This window comes from Limosilactobacillus reuteri subsp. simiae, from assembly GCF_020784875.1.
GTDB classification, from domain to species: Bacteria; Bacillota; Bacilli; order Lactobacillales; family Lactobacillaceae; genus Limosilactobacillus; species Limosilactobacillus reuteri_H.
Genome location: NZ_JAJGUI010000114.1, coordinates 61540 through 82734 on the forward strand (window position 1 = coordinate 61540; position 21195 = coordinate 82734).

Sequence of the window (21195 nt, forward strand, 5' to 3'; positions counted from 1 at the left end):
GTTGAAACAGCATTTTAATAATAACTTTCAATAGTCATTCTACACTCTTAGTAACTTTTTTCAACTGATTTATCATCAGAAAATTTACTTTCTTAATAAAAAACAAATACCATTGTTATTATATCAGCTTTTAAGAGCGATAATAGTATGATATTTTCTTTTTTATTCACTTTTTATAAATGAAATGTTGGTCATATGTATAAATAGTCCCCCTCACATTTCTTATCATTTGATCATCGCCAATCAACCAAGTACGCAAAAAAGCCCATGTCATTTAGACATGAGCTTTTTCGTCTGCTTCGAGTTTGTTGCTATGAATCTGTTAAGCCACTATCCATTGCATTATGTGTTAAGTCATTGCAATAAACCATCTTCAAATTAACCACAACTCTCCGCATAACTTATCTTTAACAGCTCAAAGAATTATACTAATCTTCTTTGCGTCGTTTCTTTCCTGCAGCCAATAAACCAGTTAAGCCTAATGCAGCTAATCCAAGAGCAGCAGCTGAATTATTTTCATTACCAGTTTGTGGTAACTTCTTAGCTTCTTGCTTAGCAGGTGCAGCTGACTCAGTCTTCGCTGGCACTGGTGTTTCTGCCTTTGGTGCAGCCGGTGTTTCTGGAGTTGCCGGTTCATCTGGTTGTGGTGTTACTGGCGTCTCAGGAGTTACTGGTGTTGGCGTCGTGTAAACGACTGGCGTATCAACAGTTGGGCGTGTTGGCGTTACCGTGGTAACGTTTGGCGTCATTCCAGGAACTGAAGGCACTGGTTCATTTGGTACAACCTTAGTTGGATCAGTTGGGTCATTGGTGTATGGCACAGCTGGAACATTTGGAATTGGGTTGCCGCTTGGATCAACCGGTACAATGTTTCCAACCTTAGTGTAAGTAACCGTATCTTCAATATTCCGTTGAACCGTTTCCTTAGCTGGAACATTTGCCTTATCTGCAACGTAACCATTGATTACTGGAACCTTAACTTCATTGTAGCTGCCTTTATCAGCGGTCCAACTTTCGTCAGGATTAATGATTTGACCAGTTACCTTATCGATAATTAATGTCCGAGTCCAAGTTGAAGTTTGTACATCGTCATCACGCATCTTGTTCCCGTTGTTGTCCACGAAGTGAACCGTTGAAGTGTATTCCTTCGTGTAAGTGTCCTTAGCAGGCCACTTTGGACCATTTGGTTCATCAGGGTTAACTGGTGTACCTGGTTCGTGTGGATTATTTGGTCCCACTGGAGCATGACCATGCTTCAAGACAACAGTAAAGACTTGGTTTTGGTCTGCATTATCATCAAAGGTTGCGCCTGCTGGGAAACCATCAGTTACGAGAACATAACCTTGTGCTTCCAATTCCTTAATTTGGTCAGCCGTACTGTAGTTAATTACACTGCCTGCCTTACCAGTCAAGTTACCGGAAGTTGCGATTTGAGCGTTGTTGTTATCTTGGTCAACATAGTTAACAATCGCAATTTGATCAACTGCTGGCTTTGGATTTACCGTATCTGGCGTGTACTTAACGGGTGTATCAACACCTGGATCAGTTGGTGTTACCGTTGGTACTTCTGGCTTGTAGCCTGGAATTGTTGGTACTGGTTCATCTGGAGTAACCTTGGTTGGATCCGTTGGATCGGTTGGGTATTGTGGTGTTGGGGCATCCGGAATTGGAGTGCCATTTGGATCAACCGGAATAATCTTTCCGTTTGGTACATAAGTAACTGTAGCTTCTTGATCTTCCATTGTGACACTTGGCCCATCAACTTGTGCCCGATCTGCATGGTAACCATTAACAACCGGAGTCTTAACGCCATCATAACTTCCCTTGTTGCTTACCCATTCTGTTGAGCTAATAATCTTGCCAGTCACATTGTCAACCGTAATGGAACGAGTCCATTGCGCGTTTTGAACGTTGTCTGCTGGATTATCGTTTCCCGCACCAACATAGTGGACAGTAAACTTAACATCCTTAAGGTAGTCAACATCTTCGTTAGTTACCTTCGGTCCATCTGGGTAGTTAGGGTTAATTGGTTCACCTGGTGTACCCGGTTTATCCGGTTTGAAGGTCGTTGTACCATGCTTCAAGACAACCGTGTAAGTTTGCGTTGTATTATCATCATTGTCAAATACTGCACCAGCTGGGAACCCATCACTTACGAGGACATAACCTTGATCTTCAAGTTGCTTGATTTGGTCAGCGGTACTGTAGTTAATTACACTACCTGGCTTACCAGTTAAGTTGCCAGAAGTTGCGATCTGAGCATTGTTGTTATCTTGGTCAACGTAGTTAACAACGGCGGTTTGATCGTTAACGATTGGGTTGTATGGTACTGGCGTATCCTTACCAGGATCCGTTGGTGTTACTGTTGGAACACTTGGTGTATAGCCTGGTACATTTGGCACTGGTTCGCCTGGTGTTACCTTTGCTGGATCCGTTGGATCGGTTGGGTATTGTGGTGTTGGTACATTTGGAATTGGCTTTCCTGATGGATCAACTGGCACAATCTTACCGTTCTTAGCGTAGCTAACTGTTACCGTGTAATCATCATTTTCATGGGTAAGGGTTACACCCTTAACGTTAAAGCCATCGCCATCACGATCTACACTGACAACATGGTAACCTTCAACAACTGGTGTCTTAACACCGGCAACAGCTTGGCTACCACTCCAAGTCAATGGAGTAGTCCATTCACCCGTGACTTTGTCAAGAACTCCTTCTGCAGTAAAGTTAACAGTTTGTTCTACTGGTTCACTGACCTTGTTACCATTTTCGTCCACATATTGAACTGTCCGCGTAACATTCTTTGTTACTTGGTCTGATCCTTGTGGGTACTTAGGTCCGTCTGGATCATTAGGGTTGATTGGTTCCCCTGGTTTACCTGGGTTGGTTGGCGTTACTGGCCGAGTGCCATGACGGAAGGTAACAGTGAAGATTTGATCATGATCCTTATCATTATCAAAGGCAGCATCTGTTGGGAAACCATCATTAACAAGAACATAACCTTTATCTTCAAGGCTCTTAATTTCGTCAGCGGTACTGTAGTTAATCTTGTCGCCTGGTTGACCACTCAAGTTACCAGAGTTAGCAAGTTCTTCATTGTTAGTTAAATCAATGTAGCGAACTTGGGCGTTTTGTGTGTTGTCTACTGGATGGTAAACAACTGGTGTGTCTTCGGTAGGTACACCCGGTGTTACTGTTGGTACTTCTGGTGTGTAGCCAGGAATTGTTGGCACTGGTTCATCCGGCGTTACCTTTGTTGGATCGGTTGGATCGTTAGGGTAACTTGGGGTTGGTACATTTGGAATTGGGTTACCAGTTGGGTCAACTGGAACAATCTTACCGACTTTCTTGTAAACTACTTCTGTCACAACATTTGGATTATCAGTAGTTGCTGTCAATCCGCCGGCAGTTGTCACTTCAGCAACATAGCCATCGATTACTGGAACATTGATTGTACCGAACTTGTGGCTGGTTTCGTTCCATGAACCTTCAGTAATGGTCTTGCCAGTTACCGCATCAACAACATCTGGCGTTCGGGTAAACTCGCTTGTTTGAACATTGTTTTCACGAAGCGTATTACCATTTTCATCAACAAACTTAATTGTCTGTGAAGCCGGGATGTTTTGACCATGTTCATTAATTGTACCGTTTGGCGCATAGTTTACGTAAACGTCGTAGCTTGAGTCATTGTGAGTAAGTGATACGCCCTTAACGTTAGTACCATCTGCGTCACGACTTACGTAAGTTATGTGCATGCCATTAATAGCTGGAGATTCAACGGCCTTAACATCTTGAGCTGGTGTCCAATTTAATTTACCTGGGCCAGTAATCTTACCATTTTCAACCGTTACTAACTTACCGGTTACCTTATCAACAGTTCCATTAGCAGTAAAGTTAACAGTTTCAGAAACTGGGTCAGCTACTTGCTTACCATTTTGCGTATTTACAAAGTGAATTGTCCGCGTAACTTCTTTTTGTAAATCAGTCTTGTCGTAACCAGCACCTGGATGTTCTGGGTTAACTGGTTCAGTACCATGTGTTAAGTGAACAGTAAAGCTATGGGTACCAGTAGTGGAGAATGTATATCCATCAGCTGGGAAGTCATCGCTTACTAATTCGTAACCTTGACTTTCGTAGTTAGCGATTGAACCCTTAGTTGAGTAATCACTAGGCTTGCCATCAAGTCCAGTTAATGTATCAGTCTTAAGAGTTGAACCAGTTACATCATCAATGTAAGTTACAGTAGCTTGAACATTTTGACGATAAGTTACTGGTGTATCAGTAGTTGGCTTTTCTGGAGTTACTGTAGGCGTATCTGGGGTGTAACCAGGAATACTTGGTACTGGTTCATCCGGCGTTACCTTCGTTGGATCTGTTGGATCGTTAGGGTAATTTGGCGTTGGTGCATCTGGAATTGGCTTACCTGATGGGTCGACTGGGATAATCTTACCAACCTTCTTGTAGACAACCTTATCAGTAACGTTAGGGTTATCAATTGTAGCAGTCTTACCACCAGCAGTTGTAACTTCAGCAACATAACCAGGGATTACCGGAACATTAACTGTACCATAAGTATGGCTAGTAGCGTTCCAGGAACCTTCAGTAGTCTTTCCTTTTGCATCAGTAACGTCAGGAGTCCGGCTAAAGGTGAAGTCACTAACAGCTGGAGCGTGAAGTTCATTACCGTCTTTATCAACGAACGTAACAGTTTGTGTTGATGGAACAGTCTTAGCGCCATCTTGGTGAGTACCATTTGAAGCGTAGTAAACATTTACAATAATGTTACCGCTCTGGTTGTTAACAGTTGTCTTAGCTACGTTATCGCCAGCCTTTTGATCTGTAGGTGTTACGTTTGTTACGTGCATCCCTTTGATAGTTGGTGATACAACAGCATCAAAGTCATGGCTAGCAGCGTTCCAAGTCAATTGACCGTCACCAGTGATCTTACCATTTTCAACAGTAACCAACTTGTGAGTGACGTTATCAACCGTACCATTAGCGATAAAGTCGAATGATTGACTTACTTGGTTTGCAACAACATTTCCTTGACCATCAAGATAGTTGATCGTCCGAGTAACAGTCTTCTTCAAGTCAGTTGCACTATAACCAGCACCTGGATGATCAGGGTTTACGGGAGAAGTACTGTGAGTCAAGTGGACATTAAAGACATGTTCACCAGTAGCAAATGTGTAGCCATCAGCTGGGAAATCATCGCTTACTAACTTGTAGCCTTGGCTTTCGTAGTTAGCGATTGAACCCTTAGTTGAGTAATCGCTCTTGTTGCCTTCAACACCTTGTAATGTATCAGTCTTAAGAGTTTGACCTGTAACATCGTCAATGTAATTTACTGTAGCTTGAACATTTTGATGGTAAACAACTGGTGTATCCTCGCCTGGCTTATCTGGAGTTACTGTTGGTACTTCTGGGGTGTAGCCAGGAATAGTTGGTACCGGTTCATTTGGTGTTACCTTAGCTGGATCAGTTGGATCAGTTGGGTATTGTGGTTGTGGTACATCTGGAATTGGCTTGCCAGTTGGATCAACCGGAACAATCTTTCCGTTTTTGGCGTACTTAACCGTTACCGTGTAACTATCATTTTCGTGAGTAAGGGTTACACCTGCAACATCATTACCAGCAGCATCACGATCAACATTTACTAAGTGGTAACCACCAATAACTGGTGATTTAACCGCAGAAACAGTTTGATCAATACTCCAAGTTAATGGAGTTGTCCATTGACCAGTTACCTTATCCAGAACCCCTTCAGCAGTGAAGTTAACTGGTTGTTCGACAGAAGCACTAATCTTGTCACCATTTTCGTCCACGTATTGGATTGTCCGGGTAACATTCTTAGTTACTTGGTCGGAGCCATCTGGGTACTTAGGACCGTCTGGATCATTAGGGTTGATTGGTTCGCCTGGCTTACCTGGGTCAGTTGGTGTTACTGGTTGAGTACCATGACGCAATACAACTGTGTAAGTTTGAACGGTACCATCATCGTTATCATAAGTTACGCCAGCTGGGAAGCCGTCATTTACGAGAACGTAACCCTTGTTTTCAAGATCTTGAATAGTCGTAGCTGTACTGTAATCAATACGTTCGCCAGCCTTACCACTCAAGTTGCCAGAGGTAGTAATTACCCTGTTGTTTTCATCAGCATCAACATAATTTACAAGTGCTTGTTGATCCTTAGCTGGAGTTACTGGGGTGTATGGCACTGGAGTATCTTCAGTAGGTACACCTGGAGTAACAGTTGGTGTTGATGGAGTATAACCAGGAATTGTTGGTACTGGTTCGTTTGGTGTTACCTTCGTTGGATCGGTTGGATCGTTAGGGTAACTTGGCGTTGGTGCATCTGGAATTGGTGTTTTACCGTCTGGACCAACCGGGATAATCTTACCAACCTTCTTATAAACAACAGTGAATACGCGGTTACGTTGTTCATCGCTTGCACCATGAGTAGTAGTAAAACCACCAGCAGTGTACTTGCCATCATTATTAGTGTAACCAGATACTGCTACATAACCATTAATTACTGGAACATCTTCAGCAGTAAAGTCATTGCTATCTTGGTTCCAATTACCACGTGAAATGAGGTCACCGGTTTCTTTGTCATAAGTATCACCAGTGTAGTTGTAGGTGAAGTTTTGCGTCTTAATTGGACGTAATTCATTACCCTGTTCATCAACATATTTAACTGTTTGTGATGCCTTAACCGTTTGTTGATCACGAGTTTCTTGACCATTCTTAGTGTAAGTTACGGTCGTTTCACTAGTCGGGTTATCAACAGTTACAGTGGCACCGTCTACAACAGTCTTATCTGCGTGATAACCATCAATTGTTGGTGAAGTTACATCGTTGAATTTGTGACTTGCTGGAGTCCATCCCCGATCTTCAATTTGCTTACCAGTTACGTTGTCAAATACTAATGTGTGGTCGAATGTAGTATTTTGAACATTATCATTGGCTGCCTTCGTACCATCTGCGTATACATAGTGAACCGTTTGTGAACCTTGCTTAGTTAAGCTCTTAGCATCAGTACCACTTGGCCACTTAGGACCGTCTGGATCGTTCGGATTGATTGGTTCACCTGGCTTACCTGGCTTGTCAGGCGTAATTGTTGTGGTGTTGTGAATAAAGTGAACTTCGTAATTACCACCCTTTTCAGGCATAGTAGTTACGTTGAAGTTGTCACTCACTAACTTAAAGCCTTTATTCTCAAGTTCAGTAATTGAAGGCTGAGTAGAGTAATCCAATGGACTTCCTGGCTTACCAGTAATTGTCTTATTATATGAGCTTAAGTCTTGCTTACCTTCACCCATCGTATCATCGAAGTACTTAACTGTAACAGTTTGATCTTCTGGAGCTGGTTTTGTATAAGGAACCGGCGTATCCTTACCAGGATCTGTTGGTGTTACTGTTGGAACACTTGGAGTATAACCTGGAACATTTGGTACTGGTTCATTTGGTGTTACTTTAGATGGATCTGTTGGATCCGTTGGATATTGTGGAGTTGATGCATCCGGAATTGGGTTTCCTGATGGATCAACTGGAATAATCTTACCGTTAGGAGCATAAGTTACAGTTACGGTAAGATTTCCACTATCCTTAGTCAAACCAGTAATTGCAGCAACATCATTACCATCTTGATGATCAGAAACGCTGATTAAATGGTAATTTTGTTCTACTGGAGAAACAACCTTATCAAATGAAGTCTTGTCACTAGTCCAAGTAATTTGTGGTGTTGCAGTGTTGTCAGTATCAATTACCCACTTGCCATCTTCTTGCTTAGCATTTACTAATTTACCAGTGATCTTGTCAACATAAGCAGTACCAGTAAATGTAGCAGTTTGCTTAGCATTTGCTGGGATAGTACCAGTAAATTGAGTACCATCAGCATTTACATAATTTACTGTTAAGTTAACTTTCTTAGTTAATTGATCTGGTTGTGCATCTGCAGGAGTATTCTTTGGCACATCTGGAGTTGGAGTATCTGGAGTAACTGGTTGTACACCATGCTTCATATGAACAGTTACAGTAACGTTTTGGTTACCTGTTACTTCAGCTGGAATCGTGCCATCAGTTGTTACATATACATAACCTTGCTTTTCAAGATTACTAATAGTAGTTGAAGTATTGTAATCAACCTTAGTACCAGCATCTACTGAACCAGTATTGTATTCAGTATTAGGAATATCAGTGTTGGTAGTGTCATCATGGTAGACAACTTTTACTGAACCTTTTTCGATAGCTTTCTTCAAGACAATGTTAAATACTGGGCCTTCTTGTGCAATAGTCACTGCATTATTCAAGCCAGCCTTTTCAGCTGCTTCTTGAATAGCTGCTTTTGTTAAGCCGGAAACATTGTACTTGTTAGTTCCTTCTTTAACTGCTTGCGCCCATTGATCACTTGTCTCATTGTACTTATACCCTTGAGCATTATTTTCAGCATTTGCAAGATCAGATGCATAGTCAGTGTAATCAATGGCATTAGCAGTAGCGTTACCAGCGGCATCAAATTCAACATTACCTTGTGCATCAGTCTTTACTGGATTACCAGTTACCGTACCAACAATTGCTTGGCCATTAGCGTTAGTAATCGGCGTAGCAGCATTATTACCATCTTGCTTAAGGTAATTAATAGTAGCAGTTTGCTTACCAACATAAATAATTTCATCTTGTGCTTCGTTAAGAACAGTAGTGGTTGTTGATACACCGTTATTACCCTTTGAAGTATCAAGGGTCTTTTCACCAGTTGATGGATCAACGTTGTAGTAAGTAGTTGTAGTTGTCCGCTTTAATCCTTTAACACCTCGTTGTACAAGCTTAACTTGACCCGGTTGAAGATTTTCATCGTAAACAATCTTAACGTTGTAATCTTGCACTTCCTGTTTAGTGTCATCTTCTTGTGTAGGGATAGTTGAAGCAACTAAAACAAGACGTTGTGAGTTAAGTGGATCGAAACCAGTGGTATGCCTAGAATCACCATCCCCAGTGTTATAGTTACCAATTGGAGTCCCAGTCTTTTTATCAACAGGATTATAACCATTACCAGCTGAAATATCATTACCACTAACAACATGTCCTGGCCATTCAGCAGTGTTACCACTCTTACTATACTTAGTTGCTAAGTGTTCAATATCAGTCCAATACTTATCAGAACTATTTTCAAAGTTCTTAATCGATTGCGCAATACTTTCAGCACTTGAATCATCAAAAGTATAATTGTTGTCATTCAAGTTTGCATTATTCCACTTAAAGACATAATACTTTTGACCAGTAGCATCGATTAAACCTGCATCCATGGAGTAGAAGAGATTTCCTGCTTGATTGTGGCCAATAACTTGAGAATTCTTTTCCCAATTAACATATTTAGCACCATCAATTTGGAAAACAGTTGACGTATTAGCACCGGATGTTAATGAGAATGCAAAAATTTCACCATAATAATCATCGTAATCACTTTGACCATCAAAGGTAGCATTGTTCCCCACATAAACTTCAGGGTGAGTATTGGATGCTTGAGAAATGATGTTAAAGTTATCAGCATATGGACGCTTCTCATTATTGGCTGAATTAGTAAGCTTATAACGGAAGGTAGCATCATGTTCTACACGGAACTTAGCGTCTTGCCCCATTCCAATGTAGTTACCTCCACCGTAATAACCAGATGCATTCTTACCATCAGAAGTCATTAATAATTGTGAATGAGGTGAAACGATAACTTTACTATTTGCATCAAGAAGTAACCCTTCACCATTACCCTGGTTATCAATATGGATAATGCTGTGGTCACCAGTAACAAAGGTTGCAGTATAACCCAATAGTATACCGCCACGACCGGTGATGTTCATTTTAGTACTATCACCTAAGATCATGCTGTTACGGTGCTTTGCAGCCTCAGCAGACTTGTCGCCCGTCCGACCATTTTCCCAGTCACCTAAACCGGCATTATGAATTGTAGCAGTACCACCAAAGGGTTCATTAACAACTACTGCACGACCATGGCCTGCATGGATATTTACTTCTGCACTATCGCCAGTGGTAATCGTACCATTATCATAAATTCGAATACCTGCACTTGCATTATCCATGCTTGAGTCTTGTTCGTTAGCACGTGAAGCAGTTTGAGCATCCTTTAAATTAATGTTTAAATGTGAATTAATTCCAGCATTAACAACACCATTATTTGGAGCTTCAATACCATCACCAACAACACTACGATTAATATTTAAAGTAGCGTCTTGGTCAATATTAACTTTTGAAGCCTGGAAGTTGGCAAGATACCAGTTAGTCGCTGTCCAACCAGAATTGTTATTCCCAGACCAGTCAAGATTGTTCCCGCTACCATTTTTAGTACCAATAAAATCATCTAAAAGTGCTGCTACCTCAGCAGTGCTACCTTTAATTGCACCAGTAGTAGCATCAATATTGGAATTAACAGTACCCTTAATATTTACCGTACCGCGACCAGCAACAGCCCCATTGATAGTCACATCAGCAAGAGTTAATTGACCATTATTAATAATCTTATTTTGGCCAAGATTTAAGACCGCACCATCAATACCATGAATTGTAAAAGTATCATTAATAGTTAAACCATTACCTAGTAAAGTACCAAAAAATCCAGGAGTAATATTACCCTTAACATTTACACCTTTAGCACCACTTAAGACAGCATTTTGAAGGCCATTCCAGTCAGTAACAGTCTTGTAACCACTGTATTCATCATTTGCCGTTGAGTTAGCAGCTGATGATTGAGCAGCAGTATTTGCTTGTGGCATTGCAGCCAAACTAGCAAATACAGATGCATAGTTTAAGTTATTGTTTACAGCAGATGAACTCACTGTAAACGATTGTGTAGCAACAGCACTTGCAGTACTTGCCTGTGCGCTTGAGCTAGCAGCTGATGTGTTTTGGGCTGCACTATTTTGAGTAGCTTCACTAGCAACATCGCTTGAAGCATTAGCAACAGCAGCATTAACAGCAGCTTCGTAATCGTTAGCTGCTTGTGCTTTAATATCCCCTGCTGGATTTTGCACAGCAGCGGATGCATTGTTGCTTTGATTTTCGGCAGTAGCAGACTTCAAAGTAGAAGTGCTTGCTGAATTTAATGTAAGGTTATGATCTGTTTGTTCTGCTGAATCGCTCCCAGAGGCAGAATCAGCATTTGCAGTCGTACTATCTGCTGAGGCGGTTCCCGCAGCAAATGTAACACCAAGCAAAACAGACGCTACACCAACAGATAATTTTTTGATGGTGAAACGTTGCTTTTTGGGTTCATATTTTTTAATTTGTTCTTCCCAATTATTATGCGATAACATAAATTTGCGTCCCCCTTGTTAGGTTTGATTGACGAGTAAATAATACAGATTAACAGTACATATAACTTGTTTACAAATACTAATATATAGTTTCTAAGAAAAAAGGCAACCTATTTAGAAAGTATTTTTAAAATGTGTTTTTGCCATTTCTGCTTATTTATTGATAAACCCTTGATATATCAACATTTATCTTTTTAAAAAAATTTAGACTTTTTATTAAATATTTCAGGAAGATATGAAGAACATTTCATTCGATCACAAAGGCGAATTGTTCGTTTTTATTTATCACTAATAAAAATTATATTAATCATGTCAAGTCCATCCTATCAAGCACGCCAAGAACTATTTTTAGAAATTTAGTCTCTTTTCTCTTTCAGCTTAGCCCTCTTCCCCTATCTACCACTAAGCATTTTATCGTTATATAAATAATACAAAAAGTGCGGACACTCACCATTTTGATGAGCGTTCGCACTTCTTTAGTTCAGCGCTTTTAATTAAGTTATGTCTTTCAGGGGGAGAAATGATGTTATCTTAATTATTTATCAGCTTTGCGTTTCTTATCGTGACCCGCGAAACCGAAGAAACTTGCAACAGCAGCAAGACTCAAGCCAGCTAATGCACTGAACTTAGAAGAATCATTACCAGTTTGTGGCAATGTCTTCGCTGGTTGCTGGCTAGTACTGTTAGTTGCACTATTTTGTGTTTGACCAGTTACGTTTTCGATTACTGAACCGTTATTAATTTCAGTACCGTTTTGATGATCAATTGAACCATTACCGGAGTTCATGTTTCCGCCATTATCGTGATTTACAGCATCTACATGAACATCAACGGTTACTTCAGAGGTAGTTCCGTCTGGGAAGTGGACTTCAACTACACCAGTGTGATCACCAGGAGTAGAAACATCAGGTTCTTGCTTCCAAGTGTAAGTTGTTCCATCCGGCATCTGATCCTTGTTCTTAATTGCATCTGCAGGGTTAGGGAGTTTACCTTGATCAGTTGTGATGTTTTGTCCCTCAGGTGCAGGAACATTCACAGTTACTGTAACCGTATCTCGTGAACCGTCTGGATAGGTAATAGTAATTGTTTCAGTATGTGAACCAGTCTTCTTGACATCTTGTGCGACTCGATCTGGATCAGCCCAAGTGTACTTCGTGCCATTAGGGAGATCAGCCTTGTTCTTAATCCCATCGGCCGGATCTGGAACTTGGCCTTCTGGGGTAGTAATCGGTTGTGTTTCTGGCGTGTACTTATCTGCATCAGTTGCAGGGTTTGTAACGTGAACAACCGTCGGAACTTCATCCTTTGAACCATCTGGGTAGGTTACGACAATAACAGCTGGCTTGTCACCCGAAGTTGTCGTGTCAGGAATAGTCTTCCAAGTATACTTGGTACTACCTGGTAAGTCACCTTTATTCTTGATCCCATCGGCTGGATTTGGAGTTTCGCCCTTCTTAACAGTAATCGTTTGTGGTTCTGGGCTGTACTTACCAGCATCACTAGTAACATTTACATATACCGGAACAACTTCGCTTGAACCATCTGAATAAGTTACCGTTACGTAATGCATTGTTAACCCAGCTTGACTTGTTGATGGGGTACCATTTGTCCAACTGTACTTGGTACCAGCTGGTAAGACATCCTTGTTGATAATTCCTTCAGGTGCATCATCGGTTAAGTTCGCACCAATAGTCGTAACAATCGTGCCACCTTCTGGAGTATACTTATCCGCATCAGTCGTAGTTCCTGGTTGAGTTTCTGGGTTCTTAACCGTAACAATGACCGGTACGTTATCTTGTGAACCGTCTGGGTAGGTCACAACAATAACTGCTGGTTGAACACCAACTTTATTAGTGTCTGGAGTTGTTTCCCAAGTGTACTTGGTGTCAGCTGGTAATTCTCTCTTATTAGTAATTGCCGTGGCAGCATCTGGAACCTTAGCACCCTTATCAACAGTAATATTTTGACCTTGTGGAGTGTACTTGTCAGCGTCAGTTGAGTTGACATGAACAATCGTAGGAACATCTTCATTTGAGCCATCTGGATAAGTTACTGTAATTACAGCTGGCTTATCACCAGTAGTTGAAGTATCTGGCGCATTCTTCCAAGTGTATTTAGTACCATCTGGCAAGGTATCCTTATTAGCAATACCCTCACTAGCATCTGGAAGTTTGGCACCACGATCAACATTAACTACTTGACCTTGTGGATTATACTTATCGGCATCTGTTTCACTTGGAGTTGTCGTATCAGTAACGATAACTGTTGTTGGAACTTGGTCTTGTGAACCATCTGGATAGTTAACAGTAATAATTACTGGCTGCGAGCCAACCTTAGCTGGGTCTGGAGCAACATCCCAAGTATACTTGGTTCCGCTCGGCAATTCAGAAGCATTCTTAATTCCTTGTTCAGCTGATGGAACTGGATCACCCTTCTTAATAGTGATAGTTTGGCCTTGTGGATCGTACTTATCAGCATCATCAACAACGTGAACCATTACAGGAACTTCATCAACCGAACCATCTGGGTAAGTTACAGTTACAACACCATTCTTGTTACCAACAGTATTGGTATCAGGAGCGTACTTCCAAGTGTAAGTAGTGCCTGCTGGTAAGTCAGAGTGATTTACAATCGCATTTTCAGCATCAGTTGGCGTCAATACATGGCCCTTATCAACAGTGATATTACCACCATCAGCAGTGTACTTGTCAGCATCTGTTGTTGGGTTAGTTACGCGGATCGTTACTGGAACTTCATCCTTAGAACCGTCTGGATAAGTTACAACAACGGTTCCTGTTTTATCGCCGGCGGTTGTTACATTTGGAGTATTCTTCCAAGTGTACTTAGTTCCTGCTGGTAAGTCACTCTTGTTCTTAATCCCGTCGGCTGGGTCTGGAACAACGCCGGTCTTGGTGTTCACACCTTGACCCTCTGGCGTGTACTTGTCAGCGTCGGTTGGATTTGCAGTGTAGTTAATTTCAACAGTAGTGCTCTTGGTATTAGCATTTACAGTCTCGGCTGCAACACTTGCTGGATTTGCAGTGTAGCCATTTACTGCTGGAGCATCGTACTTATCCCATGTACCAGTTGTCGCATTTAGATCATCCGCTACGTGCCATTCTTTATTGTAAGTGATCTTGCCAGTCGCAACATTCTTGTAACCACTATTGCCGCTCTTATCTTCATTAGTAAAGTGAACAGTTTGGATTACTGACGTCTTAGTACCATCTGGATTTTCAACGATGATAGTCCGAGTTACGTAACGGTTCATTTCATCGTTGACTCCTTCCTTATCTGGGCTGTAAGGAACTGGCGTAGTGCTTTCAGTAACGACAACCTTAACAGGCACTTCGTCAATTGACTTGTCTGGGTAGGTTACAACGACTGTTCCATCAACCGTACCAGCTTTACTTACATTTGGAGTATTCTTCCAAGTGTAGGTAGTCCCTGCTGGTAAGTCACCAGTGTTGCTAATTCCTTCCTTAGCTTCAGGAACAACACCGACTGTGGTATTAACAGCTTGCCCCTTTGGTGTGTACTTGTCAGCATCAGTTTGAGTAGTACCTTGCTTTTGATAGCTAACCGTTACAGTCTTACCATTTTGTGGAGTCCCATCTTTTTCTACAACATCGACTGCAGGAACTTCGGTAGTCTTTGTACCATCAACATATGAGTCATAGCTAGCGATTTGAGTAACACTAGTTGATGGGAATTGAGCATCCCCATTCTTAACATGCCATGGGTTCCAAGTAATGTCACCAGTTACTGGGTCTTGGTACCCAGCCACACCATCGTTGTCTCGAATATACTCAATCGTTTGTGTTACGGGTGTAATTGTTGTGTGACCTGTTGGAACTTCATAGTTAATGATCCGGGTTACTGACATATTCATGTCCTTATTTGAAGGATCGTATGGCACTGGCGTTGAACCTTCTCTGACATAAGTGATGGTGTCGGTAATATTCTTGGAGGCAGCAGTTACATCAACAGCCGGAATTTGGTTAGCAGTGTTCTTTTCACCATTTACATAGGTATCGTATCCTTTTTGTGGGGTAATGGTGTAAGCAGGAATCCTGTAAGTTGATTTACCATCTTTATCAACCGAACCTTCTGGACCTTGCCATGCATTCCAAGTAATATCACCAGTTACTAAGTCTTTAATACCTGTACGTTGGAATGGAACAATAATGCTTCGTACTGTCTTAGCTTTACTTTGTCCAACTAAAACTTCTTGGATTGTTTGGATAATCGTACGGTAAGTATCCGAATTGCTCTTGTCAACTGGAACTACTTCAGTCTTGTGTTCAACCTTGTAATCTACAGGTTGTGGATCGTTTGAACCAAACGTGTAAGATCCGAGAACTTGTTGATTTGGAACTAATTGCCAGTTAGTTGGGACATTTCCAGGCACATTAACACTAACTTTTTCACCGGTCTTACCAGGAACCTTGTAAGTACCTATTACAGCACCACTACCATCAACATAATTAATTACTAGCGTGTGTTCATTAGCAGTGTAAGTTACATCAACTACTTCATTTTGAGAATCTGGAGTAATAGTAGCGGAAGCTGGAACGTATTGCTTGCCATTAACAGTTTGAATAGTTGCTCCAGTGGCAGTTGCAGTGTAGCCTGGCTTAGTTACGTTGAATTGTGGAAAGGTAGTTACTGCTTGACCTTCACTATTCTTAGCAGCAACCCAATCAGTGTAAGTTACTTGTTGACCTGCTGGCTTAGAAAGATTAGTTACTTTGGCACGACTGTAGATAACATGTTGAACAACTGGAGTACTTTCACCTTGAACATTAATAGTACGAGTAATATCCCGGTAAATTTCAGAATTAGTCTTGTTATTAATGCCTTGGTCAACCTTGATTACATTTACAGCTACTGGGACATCAAGATAACTACCATCAGTGAAGTTAATTCTTACTGTTGCAGGAGCCTTAGCATTAGCTTCAGTAAGACTTGGTAAAGTTTGCCACTCAACTGAACTAATTTCAGCATTATGAGCAGCAATTAAATCACTAGTGTTTACAAGCTTTGAAGCATCCCCTAAAGCTGCCTTCAAATTAGTTGTATCTGAGTTAACTGATGGAATAGTGCCATTAGCCTCAGCACCATAAATGTAAACTGATGGGAATGGGTAAGTTGATACTGGGCCTTTTCCATAAATCGGCCAAATTACGTTTGAACTATCAACAACAGCTGAGTACATTGGATACCCATATTGGTCATTTTGACTACCAGTATAGATTTGAGTACCAGTATTGTTATCATGATCAGAAACTAAGCTTGATGGTTGCCCATTACCTTTGATTTCACCTAATGCGTTGCTGAATAAAGGAGTGCCAGCTGCGGTCCAATTAATCTTAATTTCACTAGCATTAATAGTTTGTGGAGCATCAACAGTTTCACCAGCTGGATTATCACCAGGTTGAGTCAGAGTATATTCAGTCCCAGCACCATTCAAAGTGTAAATATATGGCTTACTATAGTTCTGACCGCCTTCATAGTAGCTTAACTTGAAGTTTTCAATTACTGGTCCACCAATAATGTTCTTGTCTGAAGTCTTGTGAGTTACAACATTATTAGCATGTAAACTGAAGACATGGCCATTATTAATAATAACAACATCGCCGCCACCATTTACAGCAACAGGAATCGTAACTGTTTCAGTAGTTCCATCTGTATAAGTTACCGTAGCAGTACCAGTAGTTGCGCCAGGCTTTGAAGTATCTGGGGCAGTCGTCCAAGTTGCGCTAGATGGATAGCCATCAACTGGAGTAGAACCACCATTATCTAAGTTAGCAATCCCTTCAGTAGCAGCCGGATTTCCGTTAACCGTAGTAGTAATTGGTTTAACTTCAGGATTTGCATCAACAATTATATTAGTTGGAACTTTATCTGTTGAGCCATCTGAGTAAGTTACCACAACAACTGCTGGTTTCTTACCAGGGGTCTTAATATCTGGAGTGTTTTCCCAAGTATACTTAGTGTCTGATGGTAAATCACCTGGGTTCTTAATTCCTTTTTCAGCTTCTGGAGCTATACCGACCTTAGTAGAAACATCTTGGCCAGTTGGAGTGTTTTCATCCGCATCAGTAGTTACCTTGATTGAGCTTGCTGGAATGTTAACGTTCAAGTAAGTTGGTTGACCATTTGCAGCCTTATCAGTAAAGGTAATCTTAATGACACCGTCTTGACCATTTTCACTCGGCTTAGTTGCCCAAGTAGTAGTTGCAATTTCGTCAGTTGGAATATTGTTATCTACTAATTGACCAAATTGTTCACTAGTTAAATCAGATTGATATTGAATGTTAACTGGAACTGTAACATTCTTAGCACCAGCACCCTTAGCATCAATAGTGAATGGATTAGTAGTTACCACATCATTCTTTGAGCCCAAGATGTTCTTAGCGGCATCATTGTTAGTGAAGTCAATCGTAATAGAATTATTTTCAATTTCTTTACCACTAACAGTAGCAGTTTCAACGTTGGTGTTTGGAGTTGTAGTCCAACTAACAGTTGATGGATCAATCGTAATTGGAGTTGCTTTTGTCTCAAGCTTGCCACCCTTCAAAACATATCCTTCCGCGCTTACGACACCAGCAGCAGAAAGAACTTGTGAATTTTTAGTAGTTTCGTGCGCATTAAGCTTAGAGACATCAACTGTTGTGACAATTGCACCATTATCACCCCAAGTTACGGTTTGACCAGCTTTAGTAACAATTACCGGAACAGTAGTGTCATCAGTACTCTTGTCTGGGTAAGTTACAATTACTGGAACATTGTAAGCACCTGGAGTTACTTGAGTTGATGGGTTAACAGTTACAGTACCCTTTGATGGATCAATATTTGCCCAGTCTGGTGTATCAGTACCAGTGGTAAAGGTCGTGCCAGTTGGCGCAGTAACATCCTTGCCATCCTGGTTAGTAAAAGTTGGATCATCAGTAGCAGATTGGCCTTGTTCAACAGTTACTGGTTTATATGATGGAGTGTATTGATTATTTTCGTCTAAGCTTGAGCCAAATTTAACACCCGAGGTATTCCACCAACTAAAGTGATTAATAAAATTATTCAAAGCTTTTGAAGCCCTGGTTTCACTTCCCTCAGGTACAATTGCGCCATTAGAAAAACTATTTGAGCCAGGATCGGAAGCACTCGGCGTTAATATAACTTCATTAACTCCCTTAGCTGGAGTATTATCATTAACTGATCCATTCATATATTCAGAGCCTACATTGTTCCAATCACCAAAATCGCGATATGAACGAAAGGCATAAGCGTAGTCTCCACCTTGACTAGTATTATTCAAATATTTAACATTCCAAGTTACCGGCTTAGTTTCACCAGCTGGAATTATAGTCAATGGAGTATTGTAGGCACTATCAGGTGAATTAATTACAATATGAGTCTGGTGGTATGCATAGTCCCCTGCACCTTCAGTTTTAATTAAATATCCTGGTTTGTTAGGTGCTGTCCGCTGTAAATTAATTAATTTTGCATTATTGAAGTTAATGTAGTTTTGACTACTCGTTCCCCACATAGTCAAAATAGCTGGCCAGCCACCCCAATATTGACTCTTAGATAAGGTATAGGAGGAAGGCAAGTAGGATGAATAAGCAGAATCTTGCAAATTCAAGCTCCCGCTATTTACTTCAAGATGATAAATTTCACCATTTCCACCGCTTGGTCCCATCGCAAGTAAAGGTGCATCAGAATCAGTTACGTTAGTTCGAATGACCGAGAGTAAGGCATTGGGACTAATTCTTACTGTACTGTCATTAGTGTCACCATCATAATCCAATCCGACTAAACCAGCAGAACGGAAGCCGGTAGTATTCATTTTGCTAGTGGTAATTTTTAATGAAGAATTATCTTGGAGATCAAGATTACTTGCATTGTTAACTCCCATCGAAGCTCCAGAACCTAATTCCATGGTTACTTGGGCATTAGGCATCAAACGCAATACGCCTGAAGTTGCATTATCAATTGTTTGATTGCCAGCGCCATTAGCAAATGAAATACCTGCCATGTTTGAAGTAGCTTCACTGTTAAAGTCAACTTGCGCGCTACTATCAACAACAACATTACCTGAAGCTAGGATATCTGCTAAGTCACTTGAACTATTATTATTTGCCGTAAATACGGTCGACCCATTACTAAAGTTAACATTATTTGCTTGAATTAAAGCTGAACTAGTAATATTTGAATTATTTAGACTGCCTTGTAATTTATTCTGTCCCTCAAAATTAACATTGACATTAGGATATGAGGAAGCAGTTGAATTATTAAGTAATTGACCTGAGTCTTTACTTGTTGTAACTCCATTAAAGGTCAATGTACTGTCGTTAGAAGTTGCGCTGTTAAACCAAAATGGACCATATCCACTAGTTGTTTGAAGATTTAAATCCTTTAAAATAACATTCCAATTGCGGGTAGGGTTACTTGCGTTTGGCTCATAGTAAGTATTACTGTCAAGGTCAATGTAGTTATTCCCCATATTTAAAGCATATTGGTTTTGACCATCAATTGTTACTGTCCGAGCAATTCCATAGTTGTTTATATCCTGATAGCTACCATTATTTAAATTAGCATTACTGAAATCAATATTCTTATCTAAGGTAATTGTACTTATATTTTTATTTTGTAAAGCGTTCAAGAATTGAGAATAGTCATTGACTGATTGAACTCTATTTTGCGCAGACTCTGTAGTCGTATTTTGCGCAATTTTAATTTGATCAATTCCTTGACTCGTTACCAAATTTTGATTATTGGCATCATTTGACACCGTATTATTTGTGCTTCCATTTGCAACTGAGTTAGATGAATTAGTCTGCTTGTTATTTAGTGTTTTTGAACCTGAATCGACATTTGTTTGAATTGCTTCTTGATTAGCAGTATTACTATGAGTATCTGTTGTCGCATCTGCAGAAGCATTCATTCCCATAAATGTAAAACCGATTAATACTGAAGCAACCCCAATCGTCAGCTTCTTAATTGCAAACCGTTGCTTCTTAGGTTCTTGCTTCAAAAGTTGTTCTTTTCGATTATTCTTTGACAACATAATTTGCTCCTCCCCAAAAACATCATACTAATACATAAAACATTACCATTATTAATCTTACTTCCTTTTTTATATTTTTTAAATTATTAACACCTATAACGTTTTATCTAAAACATCATTCAACAAATGTAATTATGTTAAAAAATATTTTATATAATTTGTAAAAAGCATCATGCCGTCTTAAATCGTTAAATTTAAAAAGCAAAAATCCGAACCACAATTTCGTAAAAAGCGAAAATTGTAGTTCGGATTTTCATATAAGGCAAAAGAATTAATAGTTAACTCCTAGCCTCTTATTTAGTTCAGCGCTTTTTAATTAAGTTATATCTTTCAGGGGGGAGAAAAATGATGTTATCTTAATTATTTATCAGCTTTGCGCTTCTTATCGTGACCCGCGAAGCCGAAGAGACTTGCGAAAGCAGCAAGACTCAAGCCAGCTAATGCACTGAACTTAGAAGAATCATTACCAGTTTGTGGCAATGTCTTCGCTGGTTGCTGGCTAGTACTGTTAGTTACACTATTTTCAGTTACCTTTTCGATTACTGAACCGTTATCAGTTTTGGTTGCAGTTCCATTATTAATTTCAGTACCGTTTTGATGATCAATTGAACCATTACCGGAGTTCATGTTTCCGCCATTATCAGGATTTACAGCATCTACATGAACATCAACGGTTACTTCATAGGTAGTTCCGTCTGGGAAGTGGACTTCAACTACACCAGTGTGATCACCAGGAGTAGAAACATCAGGTTCTTGCTTCCAAGTGTAAGTTGTTCCATCCGGCATCTGATCCTTGTTCTT

The 21195-nt window shown here is 40.4% G+C and carries 3 protein-coding genes; all 3 read right to left on the reverse strand.

The window, feature by feature from the left end; translation table 11 throughout:
* Positions 1 to 428: 428 nt before the first annotated feature.
* Positions 429 to 11324 (reverse strand): mucin-binding protein, encoded by a 10896-nt coding sequence (locus LMC10_RS10525; RefSeq protein ID WP_267866720.1) that lies wholly within the window; start codon positions 11322 to 11324, stop codon positions 429 to 431.
* A gap of 535 nt (positions 11325 to 11859) precedes the next feature.
* Complete coding sequence (locus tag LMC10_RS10120) at positions 11860 to 20394, reverse strand: Rib/alpha-like domain-containing protein (protein WP_229269740.1); 8535 nt, start codon at positions 20392 to 20394, stop codon at positions 11860 to 11862.
* A gap of 360 nt (positions 20395 to 20754) precedes the next feature.
* A partial coding sequence (locus tag LMC10_RS10125) for a Rib/alpha-like domain-containing protein (protein ID WP_229269741.1) occupies positions 20755 to 21195 on the reverse strand: 441 nt, incomplete at its 5' end.